The organism is Eubacterium ruminantium (genome assembly GCF_900167085.1).
Taxonomy (GTDB): domain Bacteria; phylum Bacillota; class Clostridia; order Lachnospirales; family Lachnospiraceae; genus Eubacterium_Q; species Eubacterium_Q ruminantium.
The window spans coordinates 35,686-59,729 of sequence record NZ_FUXA01000015.1 but is presented as its reverse complement, the minus strand read 5'-3'; the positions used below and the strand labels follow the sequence as shown (position 1 = coordinate 59,729).

Below are 24,044 nucleotides of genomic sequence, written 5' to 3'. Positions count from 1 at the left end.
CTTACACGGGTTATATGGATAGCCGGGACGACCGCTCTTCTTGTCGTAAGAATACTTTTTTACCTCCTTCGCAATGGTTGTGCGATCACGTCCCAGTTCTTTGCCAATCTCTCCGAAGGAGGCACTCTCCTGGAGTCGCTGGGCTATGATCAAACGATCTTCATATGATAAAAACCTTGACATGGTAGCTCCTTTCCAGCCGCCAGAAATCAAAGTATAACAAAAATGAGACCAACCTTCCAGTCGGCCTCACATGTTTGTAAGGGAGAATCCATACCCCTCTCTTACACCTATAATTATTAACTTGTACTACTCATCCGAGATACTGGGTATGGAATCTCGGATTACAATTGAGGTTTTTGTCGTAAAGTGAAATTATAAATTCCCCACATGGTATGTGCTAAACTGTTTTGTCTATATGGATACCTCCTTTGCTATTGATCAGTGCGGTTGGCGAACCTGCACTCATTATAGCACTGGAGGTTTTTTTACTTGAAGCTAAAGATGTCTGAGAACACACCTGCATAGCTGGTGATTTATTTTTATGCTAATACAAAAAATCCAGGCTCCACATGGGAACCTGGATTATAAATTTAAAGTAATTTCAATTAATTACTGCTTGTCAGCGATAGCTGCCTGAGCTGCAGCAAGTCTTGCTACAGGTACACGGAATGGTGAACATGATACATAATCAAGTCCGATCTTATGACAGAACTCAACTGATGAAGGATCTCCACCGTGCTCACCACAGATACCAAAGTGAAGCTTATTGTTAACTGGCTTACCAAGATCGATAGCCATCTTCATAAGCTTACCAACACCTGTCTGGTCGAGCTTAGCAAATGGATCGTTCTCAAAGATCTTTGTATCATAGTAAGCATCAAGGAACTTACCAGCATCATCTCTTGAGAAACCAAATGTCATCTGTGTAAGGTCATTTGTACCGAAGCAGAAGAAATCAGCTTCTGAAGCGATCTCATCAGCTGTAAGAGCAGCTCTTGGGATCTCGATCATTGTACCAACTTCATACTCTAAGTTAACGCCTGCAGCAGCGATTTCAGCATCAGCTGTCTCAACTACTACCTTCTTAACAAACTTAAGCTCTTTAACTTCGCATGTAAGAGGGATCATGATTTCAGGCTTAACTGTCCAATCAGCATGTGCCTTCTGAACTTCGATAGCTGCACGGATAACAGCCTTTGTCTGCATCTTAGCAATTTCAGGATATGTAACTGCAAGACGGCATCCTCTGTGACCCATCATTGGGTTGAACTCCTTAAGAGATTCAACGATAGCCTTAACTTCGTCAAGTGACTTACCAAGGTCATTAGCAAGCTTGATCTGCTCAGCTTCTTCGTGAGGAACGAACTCATGAAGAGGTGGATCAAGGAATCTGATTGTAACAGGATTTCCTTCAAGTGCCTCATAAAGTGCCTTGAAGTCACTCTGCTGGAATGGAAGGATCTTATCAAGAGCCTTTTCTCTAGCTTCTACTGTATCTGCACAGATCATCTCTCTGAATGCAGCGATTCTGTCTTCTTCGAAGAACATATGCTCTGTACGGCAAAGACCGATACCTTCAGCACCAAGCTCACGAGCCTTCTTAGCATCTGCAGGTGTATCAGCATTTGTACGAACCTTAAGCTTTCTGAACTGATCAGCCCAAGCCATGATACGTCCGAATTCACCGGCGATCTGAGCGTCAACTGTTGGGATAAGTCCCTGATAGATGTTACCTGTTGTACCATCGATAGAGATTTCAGAACCCTCAACGAACTCAACTCCACCAAGTGTGAACTTCTTGTTCTCTTCATCCATGTTGATGTCGCCACAACCAGATACACAGCATGTACCCATACCACGAGCAACAACGGCAGCGTGTGATGTCATACCACCACGAACTGTAAGGATACCCTGTGCACTCTTCATACCTGTGATATCTTCAGGAGATGTCTCAAGTCTTACAAGAACAACCTTCTCTCCCTTAGCAGCCCATGCAACAGCATCATCAGCTGTAAATACAACCTTACCGCAAGCAGCACCAGGAGAAGCTCCAAGTCCCTTACCAAGTGGTGTAGCAGCCTTAAGTGCCTTAGCATCAAACTGTGGGTGAAGAAGTGTATCAAGGTTACGTGGATCGATCATAGCTACTGCTTCTTCAGGTGTCTTATGTCCTTCATCAACAAGGTCACAAGCGATCTTAAGAGCAGCTGGAGCTGTTCTCTTACCATTTCTACACTGAAGCATGAAAAGCTTCTTATTCTCAACTGTGAATTCCATATCCTGCATATCATGGTAGTGATTCTCAAGTGTATCACAAACCTTAAGGAACTCAGCGTAAGCTTCTGGGAATTCCTTCTCCATCTGAGCGATTGGCATTGGTGTACGAACACCGGCAACTACGTCCTCGCCCTGTGCGTTGATGAGGAACTCACCCATGAGCTTGTTCTCACCTGTTGCAGGATCTCTTGTAAATGCAACACCTGTACCGGATTCGTTGTTAAGGTTACCGAATACCATAGGCATTACGTTTACAGCTGTACCCCATGAATAAGGGATATCATTATCACGACGATATACGTTTGCACGTGGGTTATCCCATGATCTAAATACAGCTTCGATAGCGAGCTTAAGCTGTGTAACAGGATCTGAAGGGAAATCTTCACCTAACTGCTTCTTGTACTCAGCCTTGAACTGCTCAGCAAGGTTCTTAAGATCTTCAGCTGTAAGATCAACGTCAAACTGAACGCCCTTTTCTTCTTTCATCTTGTCGATAAGCTGTTCAAAATACTTCTTACCAACTTCCATAACTACATCAGAGAACATCTGAATAAAACGTCTATATGAATCATATACGAAACGCTCAAAAGCAGGATCAGGGTTACCCTTGATCATAGCTGCAACAACTTCATCATTAAGTCCAAGGTTAAGGATTGTATCCATCATACCTGGCATTGAAGCTCTAGCACCTGAACGTACTGAAACGAGGAGTGGATTGTTGAGATCACCAAACTTCTTACCATTGATCTCTTCCATCTTAGCTACGCCATCCATAGCCTGTGCCATTATCTCATCATTAATCTTACGTCCATCCTCATAATACTGAGTACAAGCCTCTGTTGTGATTGTGAATCCCTGTGGAACAGGAAGTCCGATACTTGTCATTTCTGCAAGGTTTGCACCCTTACCGCCAAGAAGATTACGCATGCTCATATCGCCTTCGCTGAACATGTAGACCCATTTTCTTGCCATTGTGTTTACTACCTCCTAAAGATAATTATTATGTTTTTATAGTCAACGAAATGACTGTTAAAACATACATTTTCTTAAAACCTTCCAACAATCTTCGAAAAGAAAATCCCAAATGAAAATCCCGTTTAAATGTATGATTAGCAGTCTTTCGCGCTCATAACGTGAATTATAACATAAACTTAACTATTTTGAAACAAATATATTTATTTTTTTAACTCATGTTACATTTAGTGAAATTTACTAAAACTCCATCTTTGCTTCGAAATAAGCTTTAAGATCTTCGATCTTAACTCTCTCCTGCTCCATGGTATCTCTATCACGAACAGTTACAGTTCCGTCTTCTTCCGAATCAAAGTCATATGTTACACAGAAAGGTGTTCCGATCTCATCCTGACGACGATATCTCTTACCGATAGCACCTCTGTCATCATATTCACAATTCCAGTACTTGCTAAGATCTGCAAATACTTTCTCTGCTCCTTCAGCAAGCTTCTTAGAAAGTGGAAGCACACCAACTTTGATAGGAGCGATAGCAGGATGGAAATGAAGTACTGTTCTTACATCATTCTTCTCTGCATCGAGAACTTCTTCATCATATGCTTCGCAAAGGAAAGCAAGTGTAACTCTGTCAGCACCAAGTGAAGGCTCAACTACGTATGGGATATACTTCTCATGTGTTTCATCATCGAAATAATCCATTGGCTCGCCTGATGTATTCTGATGCTGAGTAAGATCGTAATCTGTTCTTGAGGCAATACCCCAAAGTTCACCCCAGTCTGTGAATGGGAATGCGTATTCAATATCTGTTGTATGATCTGAGTAGAATGAAAGCTCTTCAGGATCATGATCTCTGAGACGAAGATTCTCTTCCTTGATTCCAAGGCTGAGAAGCCACTCATAACAGAAACTTCTCCAATAATTGAACCACTCTGTCTGTGTTCCCGGCTTACAGAAGAACTCAAGCTCCATCTGCTCAAATTCTCTTGTTCTGAATGTAAAGTTACCCGGTGTGATCTCATTTCTGAATGATTTACCGATCTGTCCTATACCGAAAGGAACCTTCTTACGTGATGTTCTCTGAACATTCTTGAAGTTTACGAAGATACCCTGTGCTGTCTCAGGTCTGAGATATACAGTATTCTTTGCATCTTCTGTAACACCCTGGAAGGTTTTGAACATAAGATTAAACTGTCTGATAGATGTGAAGCTGTGTTTTCCGCATGCAGGACATGGGATGTTGTGATCTTCGATAAACTTCTCCATCTCTTCATTTGACCAGCCGTCAACAGAAGATTCAAGTGTTATATTATTCTCAAGAGCAAAATCTTCTATTACCTTATCTGCTCTGAATCTTTCATGACATTCTTTACAATCCATAAGTGGATCTGAGAAACTTCCAAGATGACCTGAAGCAACCCATACCTGTGGATTCATGAGAATCGCACAATCAACTCCTACGTTGTAAGGATTTTCCTGAATGAATTTCTTCCACCATGCCTTCTTGATATTATTCTTGAGTTCAACACCGATGTTGCCGTAATCCCATGTATTTGCAAGGCCTCCGTAGATGTCAGATCCCGGATATACAAATCCTCTTGACTTGGCAAGGGCAACGATCTTCTCCATTGACTTTTCCATATAGTTCTCCCTTCAATCACGTTTTTAACTATTCAAGCACTAAAAACTCTTGAAGTATTTTACATTTTTGTGCAAAAAAGTTCAACTCTAATATTATTTTTTTTCAAAAGAAATACCCTCACCACATGAAGCAATCGGATATGTATCCGGAATCCCGGACATATATCAATATTTGCTCCCGTGATGAGGGCACATTATTCTTTATTTGAAATATGGTAGAAATAGGACTATCTGAGCATTCCGTATTCACTACACATCTTTATAAATTCTTCTGACTTGAAGAACTGTTCCATGACATAATCTCTGCTGTTATATCTAAGAACACCCATCCATCCCTGATATCCTACAGGATCGGGATCTCTTCCGAAAAGACCGTTGTAAAGACTTCTGATGAACTGATCATTTGAGATGTTCTCTCTTCTTGCCTTTTCTCTATATTCAGGCGATCCGTAGAATCCTCTTGCAACCTGAGAAGCTGACATGCTGCGGTTCTTAAGAAGGCTTGTCCATCCGTCGAATCCACCCTGGTCAGGATTTCTTCCGAGAACGCTCTTATATAATCTGAGTACATATGCGTTTGCATTTTTCTTTATTGTAAGATACTTGATGATATAAGCACGATCATACTGCGCATCTGATACAGATATAATAAGTTTGTAATCACCCGGATCAAGAGACTCAAACTTGATGCAGTTTACCATTCCCGGCTGATTTTCGATTCTTACTTCTTTCTGAGTAGCTCTTGCAAATTCAAATCCGTTTGAAACGAAAGGATGTGATGAGTCCCCTTTGTAAAGTACGATATCTACTCTCTTAACACCATTCTTTGCTGAAAGCTTACCGCTGAGGCTGTACTTTCTGAATGCATCAAGATCATAAGCATTATTACCGACCTTTACGTCATCAACTCTAACGTTACCTGTTGGCGACTGCTTGATGTAGTCGTCTCTTGTCTTTGCCTTTGCTGTGCTTGGAACAATTATGCTTGTAAGTACAATAGCTAATGCAATAACAGCACATAAAAGTTTCTTCTGCTTTTTCATTTTTTTCCTCCTGTAATTCATATAAATACAATAACGTGTCATATTATACAGGAGAGTCGGTTAACGTTCAATAACTTTTTTATTTTAACTGATCACTCATGATTAAGTCTCCAGTCCAGAGTCCTTGTTAGATAGTCAACATATGAAGGATCTTTGCACATTCCCTTGCCCGGAGTATCTGAGATCTTGGCAACAGGATGACCGTTACATTCTGTTGTCTTCATTACTATATTGAGTGCTTTGACTTTAGTATCATTTGAAATATATGTTCCTATTCCGAATGCAACTTTTATTCTGTCACTGAAATGATCATACAGCGCTGAAGCCTTATCGAAGTCCAGACTGTCTGAGAAAAGAAGTGACTTTGTCTTAGGATCGATTCCTAATGATTCATAATGCTTTATCATCTTCTCGCCCCATTCGTACGGATCTCCCGAATCGTGACGAACGCCATTGAACATAGTTGCAAATGTAAGCTGAAAATCGCGAAGGAAAATATCTGTTGTTACTGTATCCGTAAGTGCTATTCCATTAAGTACGGAATATTCTCTGATCCATGCATTAAGTGCATACCAGTTTGAATATGCGGCATTATGCTTATTATCACCCTGTCCAACGCACATGATATATTCATGAGCCATTGTTCCTACAGGAGTGAGGTTATATTTCTTCGCAAGATATACATTGCTTGTTCCGATGAATGATGAACCGGAGCCCTTAACTGCTTCATTTATCTTTTTAACCGCAAGTTCCTGTGCTTCCCCTGAAAGACGTCTTCGTAATCCGAACTCTGAGAAGGTTCCGAGATGAACGCTGTTCTCGCTTATCCTTCTGCATTTTTCAGAAAGCTTTTCCTTAAATGAATCCATAAGTTCATCATAATCATAAGCCATTCTGAAATATACTTCATTTACGATGGCAAGAGTTGGGATTTCGTACATTGAGGAATTAACCCAGGTTCCCTTTGCTTCTATTGAAAGTCCGCACTCCGCATCATCATTTATCTCGAAGTCCTCAAATCTCGGATGCCACAGTCTGAGGAAATCTACATAGTCTTCCTTCAGCCATTTAATTTTCTTCAGATAATTAAGTTCTTCTTCTGTGAATTTAATATCGCAATATGCCTTTATCTGCTCTCTTATCTCTTCAACCATTTCCTCTGTAAAATGCACATCAGTATTCCTGCATTTGAAAGTCCATGTTGTTCTGTAGGAAGGAAATTGATGATAAATAGTCATTCCCATACTGAATTTATAGAGGTCTGTTTCAAGTAAACTATTGATAATCTGCGGTAATTTCATATAAAACTCCTCCTTCATCTATGATAATTATAAATATTTTTTGCAACTTATTATTTACAAATAATTTTATTGAATGTCACACTTAGTTCATATTTAAATAGTACTATAAGTACATCGAAAGAGAAAAACAATTCTTCTTTTCATAGTTTTCATAATTTTCATAGTTTAAAAAAATCGCCGTTCATACGGCGGTTTTTTTATGTCCAAATAACATTTCTTAGTATTTCCAGGGATCTAAATTCTCTGTCTACATTTTTTTTGATCAGTCTTTGGCTGATCTTCTCAAGTCTTTCCAGAAGGTCTTCCGCAAGGTCAAATGAAAATACACTTCCAATGGATGCAGAAAGTATAGTAGCAAGAACATAACGTTCGTCTTCTTTGAGTCCTTCCATACTTTCCACTTCAGGGACTTCTCCTTCTATATCCATGAGTTTTAATTCAAATATTAGTCTCACTGTCCTGTCGGATATCTCTTCTCGTAAGAGGGATTTAAATGCAAGATATAAAAGGTTCAACTCGTCAACCGCTGCCAGCCCTTCCCTCGTATAATATGACGTAAATTCACAGAAATATGATGCATAACACATTTTGTCGATATCATAAGATAATTCGATAAAGCTTTCTTCTATCTCAGCAGAAAGAAGTGTATAGCTGTCCCTGCCCGGGCGAAGTTTGAATTCCCCCATAACGAAGCTCTGTCCTGCTGCAGTAAGTCTCGAGGTCTGCCTTCTTATATTGTTGGCAAATACAGTTATCCTTCCCTCTCTGCCTGTAAGTATAACGAGCCTTTTGCCATATTCGCCAAAAGGACTCGCATTTAGAACTATGCCTTTTTCTGTTATCTCCTGATCCATATCATTCTCCCGGAATATTTATGCCCCGTCAAAAAAGGCCCTTAACTATCTTTTATCGCTGTAACCGAAGTTTCTCAGCATATTCTGATTGTCTCTCCAGTCACGTCTTACTTTGACAAAAAGTTTGAGATTAACTTTAGTCATCAGGAGTTTCTCCATCTCGATTCTTGCGCCCGTTCCTATACGCTTAAGCATGGCGCCGCCTTTACCGATGATGATTCCCTTATGACTGTCTCTCTCACAGATGATAGTTGCTTCTACATCAGTAATCCTTCCGTCAGGTCTTACTTTCATTGTATCTATCTCGACAGCTATTCCGTGGGGTATCTCTTTATCAAGTTTTTGAAGTGCCTGCTCTCTGATGAGTTCAGCACAGATATCCCTTTCTGTCTCTTCTGTAACTGTATCTTCATCATAGTACATAGGTCCTTCAGGAAGATTTTTGATAATTACATTTATAAGTTCTTCTCTGTTCTTCTCGCGGAGAGCCGAAACAGGAACGATATCCGTAAAATCAAGAACATCTTTATAGATATCTATAGTCTTAAATACTTCCTCATCTGTATTTACATCCACCTTGTTGATAACAAGGATCACAGGTTTTTTAACACCGGCAAGCTTCTCGGCAATCTCCTGTTCCCCGGCACTGATCCTGTCTCCCGGTTCAATGATCCACATAACAACATCAGCATCCGAAAATGCACTTGAAACTTCATTTACCATAAAATCGCCAAGCTTATTTCTTGATCTGTTCATTCCCGGTGTATCAAGGAAAACAATCTGTCCTTCGTCATTTGTATATACAGTCTCAATTCTCTTTCTTGTGGTCTGAGCCTTCGAACTCATTATCGCTATCTTCTGTCCGATAATGCAATTCATAAGTGTTGATTTACCAACGTTAGGACGACCGATTATTGCTACAAATCCTGATCTGAATTTCTTATCTTCCTGCATAAATATTCTCCACTTTTCCAAATATATCAGCTGCCAACTTTATCTTATCTTCATTTCCAACCGCACAGATAACATTACTGTCGGCAATAACCTTTACATAAGGAGCAAGGCTTCTGATAACACTCTGGTCTGCATTTATAACTTCATCTCTTTCTCTCTGAAGCTGCTCATCAGTGATACCCATAAGGTAACATGCAAATGAAAATGAAGCTTCAGACTGTGGTGTAAATGGCGTATCCATACTTCCGATGGTTCCGATAACATACTTTGTCATCTCTCTGTCAGATACATCAAATTCCTGAACATATTTATATGCATCATTAAATATATCAATTGTTTCTTTAAGATTTGGATCTCTGTAAGAATACATACTGGCGATTCCGCTTCTGCTGAAACTTCCGGAACATCCGTAAGCTCCGCCTTTAACTCTTACTCTTATCCAAAGATAATCATATCCGAAAATGATTCTGAGCACATTAAGTGCACCATTATATGCAAGGCCTTCCTTCTTGTAATCTCCCACTGATGCAACATACTGTACATCCGAAGCTGCAGTGAAGCCTTCATTTTTCACTGAAAGCTTAATCTCAGGAGTGTTACCTACCTTCTCATCAGAGAAGTCTTTATAGATATCTCCCAAAAGTCCGCTGAGTACATCTTCCGGTTTCTTATCCGATGTAAATGAAACAGTCAGAGCATCCTTTCTGAGAAGCTTCTTGAGTGTACCTTTAAGAAGCTTTGCAAGGCCTTCATATCTGTTATCAAAATCTTTATCTATATCATCAAGGAATCTGTAGAAATCGATTCCTTCCTGCTTTTCTTTAATATAATTTGTCTTAGAAATATAAGAAGCAGCTCTGAGAGTTGAAGTGATCTGTCCTGATTCAACAAGGTCAAGTCTTATATTGGACTTTGTCTCAGCTACTATCTCCTTAAGTCTCTTTCTGTCAGTGATATGCGAACTGAAAAGTATCTCTTTAAGAAGAGCAAATCCTTCTTTCAGTTTATCATCAAAACTCTTAAACTTACCGAAGAAATAAGAATACGGCTCACCATTTTCCTTTGCAAATACTCCTACGCCGAAACCGATTCCACCTGTTTCAAGATCGATCTCTCCGGAAAGTTCTCTTGATGTATGAAGATCCGTATCAACGAATTTAAGGATTTCGCATAAAAGAGACATTGCATATATCTCTTCATCCACAAGGTCATTCGCATCAAAGTTAAGATTCACATATGAAATTCCATTTGTAAAAATATCATGATGGATAGTCTTAACACCGTCCACAAAAGTCTCACGGTTCTTAGGCTTTCTTGCCTCTTTCTTGATATCCTCGATAGTGAGAACAGGAATCTTCATAAGATCTTCTTCAGATGACGGCTCTTCCTGATAAGCTTTAAGATTTATAGTATCTTCGACAACCTTCTGCTTTTCTTCATCAGTCATCTTGCTTCTGATAGCTTCGAGTTTTTCTCTCAGCTTCTCTTCGCTTTCTCTTCCGAGATTATAAGCAGGCTTTGTCACACCGTATGACTTATGATTATTTTCAAGGATATATTTCCTGATTATATCTTCAAAATATCCATCATCTACATGGGAACGAAGCACGTCAAATACACCGTTGAGAGAAAATCTTGTAAATGCTTCACTCTCATCATAAAGCCAGCTTCCGAATGCATCGAGGATAAGCATAAGTCCCTTTGGATAACGTCCGTAATTTGCTTCCTTATGTCTGAAATCAAAATGATTTATCGCAGCTGTAAGAGCCTTCTTATCAAGTCCCTTTGAGATAATCTCTTCGAGGGTATCATTTATTATTGAAATGAATTTATCTTTATATTTTTCATCCGAATTTCTTGCAACTATAGAGAATTCCGGCTGCATGATCTCATCTTCGTAATTACTCTCAACTTCCGCACAGATTCCCGCGTCAACTATAGCCTTCTTGAGAGGTGCTCCCGGCGCATCAAGAAGTGTATAGCAAAGTACATCAAATGCAGTATTAAGAGTTATATCGGTACTCTTACCGATCACAGTATTGTATGTGAGATATGTATTGTCTTCTAAATCTTCATCTTCTGAAAGAGAATAAAATGAAGTATATTCCTTCGGAGCATCGAAAGCCTTCTGCTCTTTTATCTCGGAATCAACTTCAAGATAATCATATCCTGCAAGGTATTCTTTATCGATATAATCAAGCTTCTCATTAAAGTCCATATCACCGTAAAGGTAAATATAACTGTTTGAAGGATGATAATACTTGCTATGACAGTCGAGATATTCTTCTCTTGTTAAAGACGGAATGTCCTCAGGAAGCCCTCCTGAAACAAGGGAATAAATGCTATCCGGATAGAGAGACTTCTCTATTGACTGCTCAACTATAGCATCCGCTGAAGAGAATGATCCCTTCATTTCGTTATAAACAACACCATTGATAGTAAGCGGAGAATCTAAACTCTCCATCTCATAATGCCATCCTTCCTGCTTAAATATCTCAGGAATATCATAAATATCAGGATTAAATACAGCGTCAAGATAGACATCCATAAGATTCTGGAAATCCTTATCATTGCAGCTTGCAACAGGGTAAACAGTCTTATCAGGATATGTCATCGCATTAAGAAATGTATTAAGCGAACTTTTGCAAAGTTCAGCAAAGGGATCCTTTACCGGATATTTCTTCGATCCGCAAAGAACAGTATGCTCTATGATATGCTGAACACCTTTACTGTTTGAAGGCGGTGTCCTGAAACCAATACAAAAAACTTTATTCTCATCAGCATTATCAATAAGCATAACTCTTGCTTTTGTCTTATCATGCCTAAGAAGATATCCTGTTCCCGAAACCTCAGGAAGTTCCTTTTTCTCAATTATGGTATAATTCTTAATCTTATCTGTATTTAACAATTCACTTTCTCTCTTTCTATTCAAATAGAGACAACGGTGCCTTTTTATCGGCACCGCATAATTCTCTTATTATTCTATAATTGTATGACTGCTCTTTATGATGCCTCTTGGAAGTGCATCTTTTGAGTTTTTCCACGGTGCATCATTATTCCGATAATCATACTTATCGATAAACCAGCTCACATCGCCATTTACTCTTTCGATATTATCGAAGTAAACCTTAACAAGAGCATCCGTAAATTCGTCTAACTGCTTACCCTTAAGTTTATTCGGAGCCTCGTCATAAAGGATTCCGAAATGATAAGTGCAAAAGCCCTTGCTTTCCTTAAACTTAGGGATAAAGTCTTTATCATTTTTCCACATATGGAAAATAGTATCTATATATCTCGGAAAAATCTTGTTGATTCTGTCACAGATAAAACAGCTTTCTTCAAGATTATCTATATAAGTTCCTACAGCTGATTTGCCGGCCTTACTGAAAAGTCCTGACTTTGTTCCATGCCCTTTACTTACTGCTTCTCTAAGATCTTTGATGACCTTATTGGTATGAGTATTCATCATAAGGGCAAGTCCGAGACGATTCTTCTCAGCATAAAGCATCCTTACGTGAGTCGGACAAAACCACATCTTATCCGTCACTGCACGGTTATCATCCTCCATATAGCTTGGCCCCATAGTGAAATCTATGGATTCTCTCTCAAGATCTGTATAGAGTTTGCAAAGCGGACACTCGCACCCACTGTTAAAAGCATCATTGACCGGTATGGTATAAATCTTTTCAGCCATATTTCCTCCCAAATAATTATAAAGCTTTCTTTATAGCATCAAGAAGCTCATCATACTCTTCAAATGCCTGAAGTTCAGGATACTCTGACTTGATAGCATCTGTTGATCTGAATAAGAATCCTGCCTTACTTGCCTTGATCATACCAAGATCGTTATGGCTGTCACCACTTGCTATAGTTGTAAATCCAACAGACTGAAGAGCCTTAACTGTAGAAAGCTTTGACTGCTCACATCTCATCTTGAATCCTGTGATCTCACCATTATCCGCAACTTCAAGAGTATTGCAGAATATTGTTGGCCATCCGAGCTTCTTCATAAGAGGCTTAGCAAACTGTGTGAAGGTATCACTTATAATGATAACCTGTGTAAGTTCCTTAAGGCTGTCGAGGAACTCCTTTGCGCCCGGAAGTGGATCTATCTTCTCAATAGTATCCTGAATCTCCTTAAGTCCAAGACCATGTTCCTTAAGGATTCCGATTCTCCAATTCATAAGTTTATCGTAATCAGGTTCATCTCTTGTTGTTCTCTTAAGTTCAGGAATTCCACTTGCTTCTGCAAATGCAATCCATATCTCAGGTACAAGTACTCCTTCAAGATCCAAACATACAATATTCATGTCACTCACTGTAATTATCCTCCGAAAAATCTAAATTCATATTTTTAAATAAAATCATTGATATATTACCATAACAACTATCTTATTTCAATTAAACTTATGAGAAAATGACCATTTTTCGGGCACAAAAAAACCGGCCTTTACAATTTACGTAAGGTCGGTTTTTTAGTTCTGATATTATCTGATACTTGTTATACCGGATCAGGATTCACACGTGTATCGTTATACTGAATCCGAATTATAATGTGTATATTTTACCGAATTGTGATTTGATGTGCACATTATGCCGGATCAGGATTCATATGTGCATAATTAAGACGGATATATGTGTAGTCACCTTCTCTATACATCTCAAATACACCTGTAACTTCGATCATTTCTTCATTTGCCGGGAAGTCATCCGGATATACATCATGTCCGTCATTGCAGACAAATTCAATACCCTGGGAGCAGCACCCCTGAGCATCATTTACTATACAATAATGATATGTATTGTCATTGCCCGGATCATTTGAATATGCAACAGAATATTTTCCGTTTATCTTTACTGTCTTACCAACATATTCCTTAGGATTATAAACCATGTGATAAACAGTTGCATAAACCATGGAACTGTCCATCTGAGTAATGTCTATATCCACATTATCATAATCCACATCTTCAGGTTTAACTGTAAATTCAGGAATATCACACATTCCGTTTTTCTTATCACCTGAAGCAGTTTCTGTAGTTGCTGTACTCTGCTCTGTAGTTTCAGAAGACTGTTCGGTAGTTACTACTGCCATCGGAGGAACTGTTGCTTCCTCTGTAGTTGCGACCACAGTCGTTGCAGTTGTTCCGTCTGCATTTTCCGTCTTAGCTTTATCTTCCTCTTTCATCTTCTCATTAACAACATTTTCGACCTGATTCCCCTGTCCAAGTCGCGAATCTGTTCCTGCTTTTCCACATGAACAAAGTGATAAACAAGCGATGATACTAAGCGTTACAGAAACATATTTTTTTAAATTTTTCAAACTCAAAACCTTCTTTCAATTTTTGAAAATACTTAATCGATTCCTGCGATCTTTCCTGCGATGAAGCAGATAAAGAATGCAACCATATCTGTGATTACGATTGTCGAACCAACAGGTGTATTATACAACATTGAAACAATAATTCCAATAAATGCACATACAACGGAAATTATCATAGAGAATATAACAACGCCCTTGAAATTCCTTACAAGTCTCATGGCAGAAAGTGCAGGGAATATGATAAGCGCCGAAATGAGAAGCGAACCGACAAGATTCATTCCGAGAACTATGATAACTGCTGTAATCACAGCGATTAAAAGGTTGTATGTATTGGACTTTACTCCGGTTGCCTTTGCAAAATTCTCATCAAATGTAACAGCAAAAAATCTGTTATAGAAAATGATAAATATAATTATTACGGCAATGGAAAGAACTATACAAAGATTAACATCCGATCTCTGAAGTGTAAGTATCGATATTGATCCGAAAAGCGTACTGCAGACATCTCCGGAAACATTTGCCTTTGAAGCGAAAACATTCATCAGCATATATCCTATAGCGAGTGACGCAACGGAAAGCATCGCTATAGCAGCGTCGCCTTTGATCTTTGTATTCTGTCCAAGTCTAAGGAGTAATATTGCTGAAATGATAGTAACCGGAAGTGTCAGGTAATTAACATTTGAAAGCTTCATTACAGAAGCTATCGCCATAGCACCAAAAGCCACATGCGAAAGTCCGTCACCGATAAATGAATATCTCTTTAGCACAAGAGTAACTCCGAGAAGTGACGAGCAAAGCGCTATAAGTATTCCTACTATGATTGCATATCTTACGAAGGAATATGATAAATATAACTGTAATTTTGCACCGATGTCCATTTTACTTTCCTCCCGTAAGTGATTTATATTCTTTACTGTTTATGTATTCTTCTTTACTTCCGAAGAAGCTATCCTCTCCGTTAACATGAAGAATAGTTCCTGCATATTTAATGGCAGCATCGATATCATGAGAAACCATTATGATTGTTATACCATCCTTGTTGAGATCATTTATAAGTGAATACATCTCGGCAGTAACCTTAGGATCAAGTCCGCTGACAGGCTCATCAAGAAGGAGCAGCTTTGTTGTCGCCGTAAGTGCTCTGGCAAGAAGAACTCTCTGCTGCTGTCCTCCGGAAAGATTTCTGTAGCATGTTTTTCTCATATCCCAGATAGACATCTTCTCCATATTTTCTTTGGCAAGTGCTTTTAATTCCTTACTGTAAAATGGTCTCCATTTTGATTTGGAAAGAGCACCCGAAAGAACTATCTCATATACAGATGCAGGAAAATCCTTCTGCACAACAGTCTGCTGCGGAAGGTATCCTATCTCATATGGTTTAAGATCATCTCCGTAAATGATATCTCCTGATACAGGCGATGCAAGATGAAGCAGAGTCTTCATAAGTGTACTCTTTCCTGCACCATTTTCACCTACTATACAAAGATAATCACCTTTTTCAACTTTGAAATTAATATTGTCTACAACCGGCTTTTTCTCATAGCCGACTGCAAGATTTTCGCAAGTGATATATGCCATTTTTATCCCTCGATCCTGATTTATAATCTTTTGAAATACTAATTTATTTGAGCGCCTCTGTTAATACACCAAGATTCTCTGTCATGATATCAAGGTATGTAGAGCCCGCATTAATATCTTTTTTAGTAACAGCCTGCATCGAATTCATTACAAGTATCTTCCCGTCCTTTTTATTTGTGCTGTTAATTATGGTTCTTGCGATGCTTTCATCGGAACCGTCTATCATAAGAACAACATTCACGCCGGTTTCATCAACCTTTTTTGCAAGAAATGTTATGGTTTCAAATGAAGCTTCAGTCTCAGCACTGCATCCGGAAAATGCAGCATAATAATCTAAATTGTAATCATCAACAAGATATCTGAAAGGAAATCTGTCGCCGAAGATAACTGTATTTTTATTTCCTGCTGCAACAGCTTCTTTGTATTTCCCGTCAAGTTCATCAAGCTTCTTTAAATATTCATTTAAATTCTCATTTATAGCATCAGCATCATCTTTTGCTTTATCAACACTGCTTATCTCTTTGGCAAGAGCTTCAACTATAATTTTGGCATTGCGAACAGAAAGCCATACGTGCTCATCATATTCTTCGTGATCGTCATCACCATGCGCATCGTCGTGATCATGCGCATCGTCGTGATCATGCGCATCGTCGTGATCATGCGCATCGTCGTGATCATGCGCATCGTCGTGATCATCGTCACCGTCATCACCATGCGCATCGTCGTGATCATCGTCACCGTCATCACCATGCACATCGTCGTGGTCACCCTGCATTCCTTCTACAGTTTCTTCTTCAGCGACTCTTCCTGAAAGAACATCCATAAGCTTAATTACTTTCATATTCTTATTCTTAGCTTCTTTCAGTGCATCCTTAACCCAGGTATCAGACTCTCCTCCAACATATACGAATACGTCGCACTCGGAAATGGTCATTATATCTTCCGATGTAGGTTGGAAATTGTGAAGATCGGTACCATTCCCCATAAGAAGAGTTACATTAAATTTATCCTCTTTTCCCTTGACCAGTTCTTTAGCCCAGTCATATTCCGGAAATATAGTGCAAACTATCTCTACTTTACCTGAATCTTTGCTCTTCTTACCGCAGGCTGTTACATTTAAAATGATTTCTGCCGCAGCAAGTATAAGTATTACGATCTTTAAGATCAGCATTTTTTTATCACTAATTTTCTTCATGTTTGCCCTTCCCCGGAATTCCCGGAATGATCCTGCAATGATCACATACACCTACCAAAACAGATGATCTGAAATCAAGTTTAAATCCAACTTCTTTTCTAAGATAATTATATACATCCGACATGTATTTATCGCTCAAATGAACGATGCGTCCGCATACTTTACACTGAAGATGCAGATGTCCGACACACTCGCTCTCTTCTCCCGCATACTGGTAAAAGCAGAAATCATTTCCCGGATTCTTAGTCTTTATAAGAGTTCCGTCGGAAGTAAGTTTATCAAGATTACGATAAATAGTAGTGATATTAATGTCCGCCCCCTGAGCCTTTATATATTGGGAAAGGTCAGCCACAGAAAATCTGGCGCTTTTATGCTCACTTATAAACTGCTTTATCAAATCTTTGCATTTTGTATGATATTTCCTTTTTTGATTTTCAGTGCATATCACTTTATCGTTCATAACAATCCCTTTATTATAACTTCTAAATTTATAACATATTTCTAAGTTCTTTATATCCCATATAATATGAAACCGAAACAATATAGTAATTAATTCCGGTAAATCCATGCAATTTATTTACTGCACAAAAAATGCAAATCAATTGCAAATGAAATACTAGCAGACAAATAATTGTCTGTCAAGAAATCTTTTGCAAATGATTTGCATATATGTTTTTTGTTTAATTAACGATCAATTGTCGGTGTCCAATATTTCTGATTATATATATCTGTGAAAAGGTATGCTAATTTAACTTTACCTTCTCCAACATCAGTATTACTGATCTGCATATTTGAAGAAACTGTTATATCACCGATCGGATATGTATCCTGGTACTTACCGTCATATGTATAGTAATCACATATAAATGTAAGCTTATCGCCTTCTTTAAGTTCTGACTCAATCTTAGCAACTGTATCTGTCTCGCCGTTCTTGTAATCCTGCTGATAACCTGCAACGAAACCGTAAGGATTATCATTATCAAATACAAGAATGAGATTTATTCTCTCCCCGTTAAGAAGTGCAGGAACGCGTCCTGTGATAGTATATTTGTCACCATCTTCTACAGTGCTGAGGTGATAATATGCAACAGGCTGTCCGTCGATAGATATCCATGTACGGTCTGTCTCTGCAACCATGGCACCGTCATCATCAAATGTATAAATATTATCAAGTCCGAGATCAAGATATCCTTGTCCGTCATCATAGAACATATTTAATTCAATTGTATGAACGAGATCCCACTGATCATCAGGAAGACTGATCTTTGCTACCTTTCCGTCATCATTCCACTTGAGATTGTCAGGATTGAAATAATTATTGGAAATATAATCCGCTGCATCATCTGTTGAGATACCGCTCTCATCCATGAATGCAGTATTGTTCTCATCAAGGTCATCAATGATATTACTTCTTCCACCGCCGAGGAAACTTCCAATAAGCTGAGATATCGCATCTCCGCCACCGCCTGAACCGCCTCCAAGCATATTGAAGAGTGAAGCCGCTGCATTTGTTGAACCGCCGGCCTGAATCTGTCCGCTTGTTTCAAGACTTGCGAACTGACGGATACATTTACTGTATTCATCATTCATACCGATTGCTGAATAATTGCTGCAGGCCTTATCAACATATGATGTTCTCTGATAAGGGAAATAAATTGATACGCCGTGAGCATTCACCATATTGAGGGATGTTCTGTTGTACTTAACCGCACCCTTGATTGTATCGGCAAGTTTCTTGCCTTCAGCTGTATCCATTTTATTTGCAAGATCAACAAGGTCTACCTGGTCTATTCTTGACTGTGTTGCAAATTCTCTTGTGCCATTTCTTGCATCTGAAACTTTCTTATACTCTTTTGCTGTTATAAGAGAGCTTACTGATTTAGAGAAACTTCCAATCTCAGTTGGTACTGTATGAGCAAATTCCGCAAGGTCGATAAGGGAAAGTGTTGTTGCCTGTCCTCTGCAACTCTTTGCACATGCACTTGTATAATCATCAATGATAAGTTTTCCGAGTTCTATAGTCGGCATAGATGTGTTGGCTCCAAGCTTTGTAAGCCAGTTGGTGTAGAACCATCCGATACCCGGCTCTGTTTCCTCTGAAGCTATAAGATAGTCAGCATATGGATCAAGCATAAGTGCTGTCTCTGCAGTAGCCATAAGACAAGCATCGAATCCGATCATATCAAATGTTACGCCACCGTCTTTAAGAGCTTTGTTGATACCACTGAGGGTCATTGATCCGCTCTTCTGGTTCTTCTCATCATAACCGTAACCACTGACAGATCCTCCGCCGTGATCCCACATGATAAGTTCATATCTGTTTGCAGGATAATTCTCGGCACACCACTTAATAAAGTGAGAAAGCGTATCAGGATCGGTCATAGCCTTATTGCCGTCATCATCAACAAGACAAGTCATGCTTCCCTTTTTAACCTGGAAGATCTGATTAACCTTGCTGCTGATACCATTTGTCTTCCATTTATTACATCCACCTGTGTAAACAATGATATTGATATTGTCGCCAAAATCAGCTGAAGCCATCTCATTAAGATCGGCTGTTGACATTCCATACTTTGATTCAAGGTCTGTACCACACATATAGACCATGAATGTTATCTTATCATTATTCTCACCAAGGATCTTTGTTCTCTTCTCTCTTGACCCCGGCGCAACTGTTGTATCAAGTTTATGACCTGAATCTGTAGTGTTGCCGACACCGTTATCAGTTGAAACGGCGCTCTGGCCATTTCCCATCTGAAGGTTATCACCCTGGTTACTTCCGGCACTTCCTGCACCGGCGCCACCGCCGGCACCGCCGCCACCTCCAAATAATGAAAAGAGGATTGCGATTATAACTGCGAGAAAACCGCCACCGCCTCCGATAGCAGCACCTTTACTTATATGTCTTTCTCCGCTGCCTTCTTCTCTACTATATACGTCCGAAGAACCTACCGGTCCTGTTCCGAGTCCTTCGCCCTTTCTGCCGACACCTTTGCCGTTGTCGGTCACTCTTTTCTCTCTTGCTCTAGGTCTGTTATTCTGTTCCATACTCACCCTTCTTTTGCCTACCGGTTAATATAAATACTTTTTCAATATGCCCGGTCTATTTTAATAGTATTTATGATTTATCTATATAAAGATCCAGCTCGGGATTTCCCGGAAGATCCTTGATCTTATCTTTAACTTTTTCCTCAATCTCACCGTCCGTCATACTGAAGTCATAAGGAATTGTAAGATCAAATATTATCTTATCAATCTTTTCTTCATTTCCTTCTATCTTAAAGTCATGGATTGACAGATCCTCGCAGATATCTTTAAGAAGTTCCTTTACTTTATCCTTTGTTTTTATAGTGAAGGTGTCACCCTCATCTACAGGATCAACATGTATAGTGAATTCAGACACAAGGCCTTCTCTCACAATACGCCTCTCGATGGTATCAACCAACTCATGGGACTTAATGATTCCAAGCCTTGAATCGACCTCCACATGCATAGAAGCAAATGTTCTTCCCGGACCATAATCATGAACTCTCAGATCATGAACTTCATGAATATCAGGATATTCTTTAACAATACTCCTGATTCCCTCTTTAAGTTCATCTCCCGGACCTTCACCCAGAAGCAGCGCCGTTGTATCCTTCGCACCTTCTATTCCGGATTTGATTACGAATAAAGCAACTATCGCACCGGCATATCCGTCAATATTAACCTTAAATACAAGCATTACGATAACTGAAATAAGCGCCACACTTGTACAGATACAGTCAGATCTACTATCAACTGCCGTAACTCTCATGGCTGTCGAATTGATTTTTCTGCTGATATACATATAAAAGACTGACATATAAAATTTCACAAGTATGGTGCATGATAAAATGATTATCGTGACAACACTTACATTTATAGGCGTCTCTTTGATTATATGTACTATCGATTCTTTCAGAAGATTCAATGCTATCGCCAGGACAAGTACAGCTACTATAAATCCCGACATATATTCCAGTCTTCCGTGTCCGTAAGGATGTTCTTTATCTGCAGGTTTTCCCGATAACTTGAAACTAATCAAAGTTACTATGGAAGAAGCTGCATCAGACATGTTATTGACTGCGTCACCTACGATTGAAAATGCACCTGAAAGAATTCCTATAACTATCTTCAATATAGAAAGCATGATATTGCAGAAAATCCCAAATCCTCCGGCAAGCATACCGTATTGCCGTCTCACTTCAGGATTCTGTGTATCATCCTTATCTTTTACAAATAATTTTATTAATAATTTACCCATTATATCTCATCTATCTTTATAAGATTTGTGTTTCCCGATACTCCGGAAACACCACCGGTAATTACTATCTTGTCACCTTTTTCAAGGTTAAATGTACTTGTAGCTACTTTCTTTGCACCGTAGAAAAGTACTTCTGTCGATGGGAATGTCTCACATATCTTTGGTGTGACTCCCCATGAAAGTGCAAGTTTTCTCCAAGTAGCTTCATTTGTTGTCATTCCGATGATATCAACCGGCGATCTGAATCTTGATACCATACGTGCAGTAACTCCGGAAAGAGTACATGCAACAATACATTTTGCATTTATATCTATAGCCATACCGCATGTAGAATGTGATATAGCATCGATATCATTTCTTATCTCAATATCAGCATTATAGAATCTCTTTTTATAATTGATATTCTGCTCTGTTGTCTCGCAGATCTTAGCCATAGCCATAACCGCTTCCACAGGATAGCTTCCTGCAGCAGTTTCTCCTGAAAGCATAACAGCGCTTGTTCCGTCATAAACAGCATTGGCAACGTCTGATGCCTCAGCTCTTGTCGGTCTTGGATTATGGATCATTGACTCAAGCATTTCAGTAGCTGTGATAACTCTCTTACCGAGCATACGGCACTTTGTGATAAGCTTCTTCTGAATAGCAGGAAGCTTTTCAAATGCTATCTCAACACCCATATCGCCTCGTGCAACCATTATTCCGTCGCAGGCTTCACATATTTCTTCTATATTATCGAATCCTGACTGATTCTCAATCTTTGCGATAAGCTCAACATTTTCAGCATGATGATCATCAAGAATCTTATGAATATCCATAAGATCCTGCTTAACAGATACAAATGAACATGCGATAAAATCAATTCCATTTTCGATACCGAAAATGATATCTTCCTCATCCTGCTTTGAAAGATATTTCTGTTTAATATGTTTTCCCGGGAAGCTCATACTCTTGCGGTTTGTCAGTTCCCCTCCTATGACAACCTTAGTATGAATATCCTTACCCTTTATATCTGTAACCTCAAATGACATAAGACCATTATTCAGGAGTATTGTATCTCCGGCAGACAGTTCTTCATTAAGTCCTTCGTAGCTTACCGAAACCCTGTTCAAAGTTCCTTCTGTCTGCTCTGTTGTGAATATAAATTCATCACCTTCATTAAGAACAGTCTTTCCTTCTTTGAAAGTTCCTATTCTGTATTCAGGTCCCTTTGTATCGAGCATGATGGCAATAGGAAGATCAAGTTCCTCTCTGACCTTCTTGATCATGTCGATTCTTCTCTTATGTTCTTCATGTGAGCCATGAGAAAAGTTAAGTCTTGCGACATTCATTCCCGCCTTACAAAGCTTTTTTAATACCTCTTCCGATTCGCTTGCCGGTCCTATCGTACAAACTATCTTAGTCTTACGCATGTTGGTTATCTCCTTAATGATAAAAATCTTTCGACATTACTTTAGTATCATTGTACTAAAAAGTCAAACAAACTCCGATAAATACTTTAAAAAGCGTCCCTGCCGAGCCCCTTTTCGACAGATGCGCAGTTTCCGTATAAAAAATACCCCCGGAAACGACTCCGAGAGTATTTTAGCATATTTGATATTTTTTTGTATATTTAAAAATCTTCGCTTATTTCAAAATCCATCTGCTTATAGCTCCATACAGCTCTTCCGATATCGTGTTTATCCATTACCGCATGGAAATCATTGAACCATAACTGAGCATCTTCTCTGTCAGCCTTATCGATAACTCCGTATTCTCCGCAATATAAGCTGACATTTCTTTCCTTTGCAACGAGTATGGCATCTTTAAGAAGTTCCTCAAAGTAATTCTCATCCGGCATGGCATCTGTATCGTAGATATCAAGTTTTGCATATGCCTGATTTAATTCTTTCTCGCTATACTCGATATATTTGCTGTATGGCATCTTATAATGACATCTGAAATCCGGATTCATGGAAGCAATCCATGTTGCACCCTGATGTGTGAAGATCAGCGGCTCATAACAATGGAAGTTATATACCACCTTGTCATCATAAGGCATTGCAAGATCACGAACAGCCTCAAGACTGTTATTATGATATCCTCCGAGAAGTATAAATGTATCAGGCGCATAAACTCTTATCCTCTTGATACATTCTGTGGAAATATTGTTCCATTTCTCACAATAATCCTTCTTTGTAACTTCATTAAGAAGCTCAAATGTCAGCATGTCGCTGTATTTACCATAATGCTTTGCGAATGTTTCCCATATTTTATAGAAATGTTCCTGAAGATCTTCATCTTCGAAAAATCCCTTTTCCTCATGGAACGGATCAAATGAGTATCCCGGTGTACGATGAAGGTCAAGAACCATTTTAAGGTTATATTTCTTACACATATCAACTGCAAAATCAATATATGAAAAACGACTCTCATCAATATTTAAATTATTATCTTCAAAAAGCTCGTAATCAACCGGTATTCTTACGTGGTCAAACTTTCTTGATGCAACTTTTTTGAAATCATCTTCAGTAATAAATGTATCATATCTTCTCTTAGTATGATCACACTGAGACAGCCATCCCCCAAAGTTTACGCCTCTCTTATAGCCCTCAAATCTCATTAAATTATCCTCCATATACTAG

Annotated in this window: 19 protein-coding genes; all 19 read right to left on the bottom strand. The window is 39.0% G+C overall.

Annotated elements, in window-relative coordinates; all coding sequences use genetic code 11:
• Nucleotides 1-183: helix-turn-helix domain-containing protein (locus B5D25_RS10955; protein WP_143405144.1), on the bottom strand; the 183-nt coding region annotated here is incomplete at its 3' end.
• 429 nt (nucleotides 184-612) lie between these two features.
• Nucleotides 613-3,252 (bottom strand): pyruvate, phosphate dikinase, encoded by a 2,640-nt coding sequence (ppdK, locus tag B5D25_RS10950; protein ID WP_078788004.1) that lies wholly within the window; start codon nucleotides 3,250-3,252, stop codon nucleotides 613-615.
• Nucleotides 3,253-3,492: 240 nt separating this feature from the next.
• Nucleotides 3,493-4,890 (bottom strand): glycine--tRNA ligase, encoded by a 1,398-nt coding sequence (locus tag B5D25_RS10945; RefSeq protein ID WP_078788003.1) that lies wholly within the window; start codon nucleotides 4,888-4,890, stop codon nucleotides 3,493-3,495.
• A gap of 227 nt (nucleotides 4,891-5,117) precedes the next feature.
• Nucleotides 5,118-5,933 (bottom strand): DUF4214 domain-containing protein, encoded by an 816-nt coding sequence (locus B5D25_RS10940; protein ID WP_159444159.1) that lies wholly within the window; start codon nucleotides 5,931-5,933, stop codon nucleotides 5,118-5,120.
• A gap of 92 nt (nucleotides 5,934-6,025) precedes the next feature.
• Nucleotides 6,026-7,234, bottom strand: a complete 1,209-nt coding sequence (gene pncB / locus B5D25_RS10935) for a nicotinate phosphoribosyltransferase (RefSeq protein ID WP_078788001.1) — start codon at nucleotides 7,232-7,234, stop codon at nucleotides 6,026-6,028.
• 197 nt (nucleotides 7,235-7,431) lie between these two features.
• Nucleotides 7,432-8,088 (bottom strand): DNA repair protein RecO, encoded by a 657-nt coding sequence (gene recO / locus B5D25_RS10930; protein ID WP_078788000.1) that lies wholly within the window; start codon nucleotides 8,086-8,088, stop codon nucleotides 7,432-7,434.
• A gap of 45 nt (nucleotides 8,089-8,133) precedes the next feature.
• The gene (gene era / locus B5D25_RS10925; RefSeq protein ID WP_078787999.1) at nucleotides 8,134-9,042 is read right to left on the bottom strand and encodes a GTPase Era; all 909 of its coding nucleotides are present in this window, start codon (nucleotides 9,040-9,042) and stop codon (nucleotides 8,134-8,136) included.
• Nucleotides 9,029-11,950: an insulinase family protein gene (locus B5D25_RS10920; RefSeq protein ID WP_078787998.1), complete on the bottom strand. Its 2,922-nt coding sequence runs from the start codon at nucleotides 11,948-11,950 to the stop codon at nucleotides 9,029-9,031. Before B5D25_RS10920 ends, era begins: the two co-directional genes overlap by 14 nt.
• 69 nt (nucleotides 11,951-12,019) lie before the next feature.
• Nucleotides 12,020-12,736: a DUF6062 family protein gene (locus tag B5D25_RS10915; protein WP_078787997.1), complete on the bottom strand. Its 717-nt coding sequence runs from the start codon at nucleotides 12,734-12,736 to the stop codon at nucleotides 12,020-12,022.
• A 16-nt stretch (nucleotides 12,737-12,752) separates the two neighbouring features.
• Nucleotides 12,753-13,352 (bottom strand): bifunctional phosphoserine phosphatase/homoserine phosphotransferase ThrH, encoded by a 600-nt coding sequence (gene thrH / locus B5D25_RS10910; RefSeq protein WP_078788009.1) that lies wholly within the window; start codon nucleotides 13,350-13,352, stop codon nucleotides 12,753-12,755.
• A 281-nt stretch (nucleotides 13,353-13,633) separates the two neighbouring features.
• Nucleotides 13,634-14,365 (bottom strand): hypothetical protein, encoded by a 732-nt coding sequence (locus tag B5D25_RS10905; protein WP_078787996.1) that lies wholly within the window; start codon nucleotides 14,363-14,365, stop codon nucleotides 13,634-13,636.
• A gap of 32 nt (nucleotides 14,366-14,397) precedes the next feature.
• Nucleotides 14,398-15,243 (bottom strand): metal ABC transporter permease, encoded by an 846-nt coding sequence (locus tag B5D25_RS10900; protein WP_078787995.1) that lies wholly within the window; start codon nucleotides 15,241-15,243, stop codon nucleotides 14,398-14,400.
• A 1-nt stretch (nucleotide 15,244) separates the two neighbouring features.
• Complete coding sequence (locus B5D25_RS10895) at nucleotides 15,245-15,943, bottom strand: metal ABC transporter ATP-binding protein (protein WP_078787994.1); 699 nt, start codon at nucleotides 15,941-15,943, stop codon at nucleotides 15,245-15,247.
• Between the two features lie 43 nt (nucleotides 15,944-15,986).
• Nucleotides 15,987-17,138, bottom strand: coding sequence for a metal ABC transporter substrate-binding protein (locus B5D25_RS10890; protein ID WP_200803239.1), 1,152 nt, complete (start codon nucleotides 17,136-17,138; stop codon nucleotides 15,987-15,989).
• Nucleotides 17,125-17,598, bottom strand: coding sequence for a Fur family transcriptional regulator (locus B5D25_RS10885; protein WP_159444158.1), 474 nt, complete (start codon nucleotides 17,596-17,598; stop codon nucleotides 17,125-17,127). The genes B5D25_RS10890 and B5D25_RS10885 overlap by 14 nt, the downstream gene beginning before the upstream one ends.
• A gap of 224 nt (nucleotides 17,599-17,822) precedes the next feature.
• The gene (locus tag B5D25_RS10880; RefSeq protein ID WP_078787992.1) at nucleotides 17,823-20,186 is read right to left on the bottom strand and encodes a clostripain-related cysteine peptidase; all 2,364 of its coding nucleotides are present in this window, start codon (nucleotides 20,184-20,186) and stop codon (nucleotides 17,823-17,825) included.
• A gap of 70 nt (nucleotides 20,187-20,256) precedes the next feature.
• A complete protein-coding gene (locus B5D25_RS10875; RefSeq protein ID WP_078787991.1) occupies nucleotides 20,257-21,423 on the bottom strand; it encodes a cation diffusion facilitator family transporter in 1,167 nt (388 codons plus the stop codon).
• Nucleotides 21,423-22,832, bottom strand: a complete 1,410-nt coding sequence (gene pyk, locus B5D25_RS10870) for a pyruvate kinase (RefSeq protein ID WP_078787990.1) — start codon at nucleotides 22,830-22,832, stop codon at nucleotides 21,423-21,425. Before pyk ends, B5D25_RS10875 begins: the two co-directional genes overlap by 1 nt.
• A 200-nt stretch (nucleotides 22,833-23,032) precedes the next feature.
• A complete protein-coding gene (locus B5D25_RS10865; protein WP_090168690.1) occupies nucleotides 23,033-24,022 on the bottom strand; it encodes a glycoside hydrolase family 5 protein in 990 nt (329 codons plus the stop codon).
• Nucleotides 24,023-24,044 lie beyond the last annotated feature (22 nt).

Bases quoted from the DNA above. Each gene is read 5' to 3' on its own strand.
- B5D25_RS10865 (WP_090168690.1), bottom strand. From the start codon at position 24,022: ATGAGATTTGAGGGCTATAAGAGAGGCGTAAACTTTGGGGGATGGCTG.
- ppdK (WP_078788004.1), bottom strand. From the start codon at position 3,252: ATGGCAAGAAAATGGGTCTACATGTTCAGCGAAGGCGATATGAGCATG.
- pyk (WP_078787990.1), bottom strand. From the start codon at position 22,832: ATGCGTAAGACTAAGATAGTTTGTACGATAGGACCGGCAAGCGAATCG.
- B5D25_RS10875 (WP_078787991.1), bottom strand. From the start codon at position 21,423: ATGGGTAAATTATTAATAAAATTATTTGTAAAAGATAAGGATGATACA.
- B5D25_RS10890 (WP_200803239.1), bottom strand. From the start codon at position 17,138: ATGAAGAAAATTAGTGATAAAAAAATGCTGATCTTAAAGATCGTAATA.
- B5D25_RS10945 (WP_078788003.1), bottom strand. From the start codon at position 4,890: ATGGAAAAGTCAATGGAGAAGATCGTTGCCCTTGCCAAGTCAAGAGGA.
- B5D25_RS10895 (WP_078787994.1), bottom strand. From the start codon at position 15,943: ATGGCATATATCACTTGCGAAAATCTTGCAGTCGGCTATGAGAAAAAG.
- B5D25_RS10885 (WP_159444158.1), bottom strand. From the start codon at position 17,598: ATGAACGATAAAGTGATATGCACTGAAAATCAAAAAAGGAAATATCAT.
- B5D25_RS10940 (WP_159444159.1), bottom strand. From the start codon at position 5,933: ATGAAAAAGCAGAAGAAACTTTTATGTGCTGTTATTGCATTAGCTATT.
- B5D25_RS10880 (WP_078787992.1), bottom strand. From the start codon at position 20,186: ATGGAACAGAATAACAGACCTAGAGCAAGAGAGAAAAGAGTGACCGAC.
- thrH (WP_078788009.1), bottom strand. From the start codon at position 13,352: ATGAATATTGTATGTTTGGATCTTGAAGGAGTACTTGTACCTGAGATA.
- recO (WP_078788000.1), bottom strand. From the start codon at position 8,088: ATGGATCAGGAGATAACAGAAAAAGGCATAGTTCTAAATGCGAGTCCT.
- era (WP_078787999.1), bottom strand. From the start codon at position 9,042: ATGCAGGAAGATAAGAAATTCAGATCAGGATTTGTAGCAATAATCGGT.
- pncB (WP_078788001.1), bottom strand. From the start codon at position 7,234: ATGAAATTACCGCAGATTATCAATAGTTTACTTGAAACAGACCTCTAT.
- B5D25_RS10915 (WP_078787997.1), bottom strand. From the start codon at position 12,736: ATGGCTGAAAAGATTTATACCATACCGGTCAATGATGCTTTTAACAGT.
- B5D25_RS10900 (WP_078787995.1), bottom strand. From the start codon at position 15,243: ATGGACATCGGTGCAAAATTACAGTTATATTTATCATATTCCTTCGTA.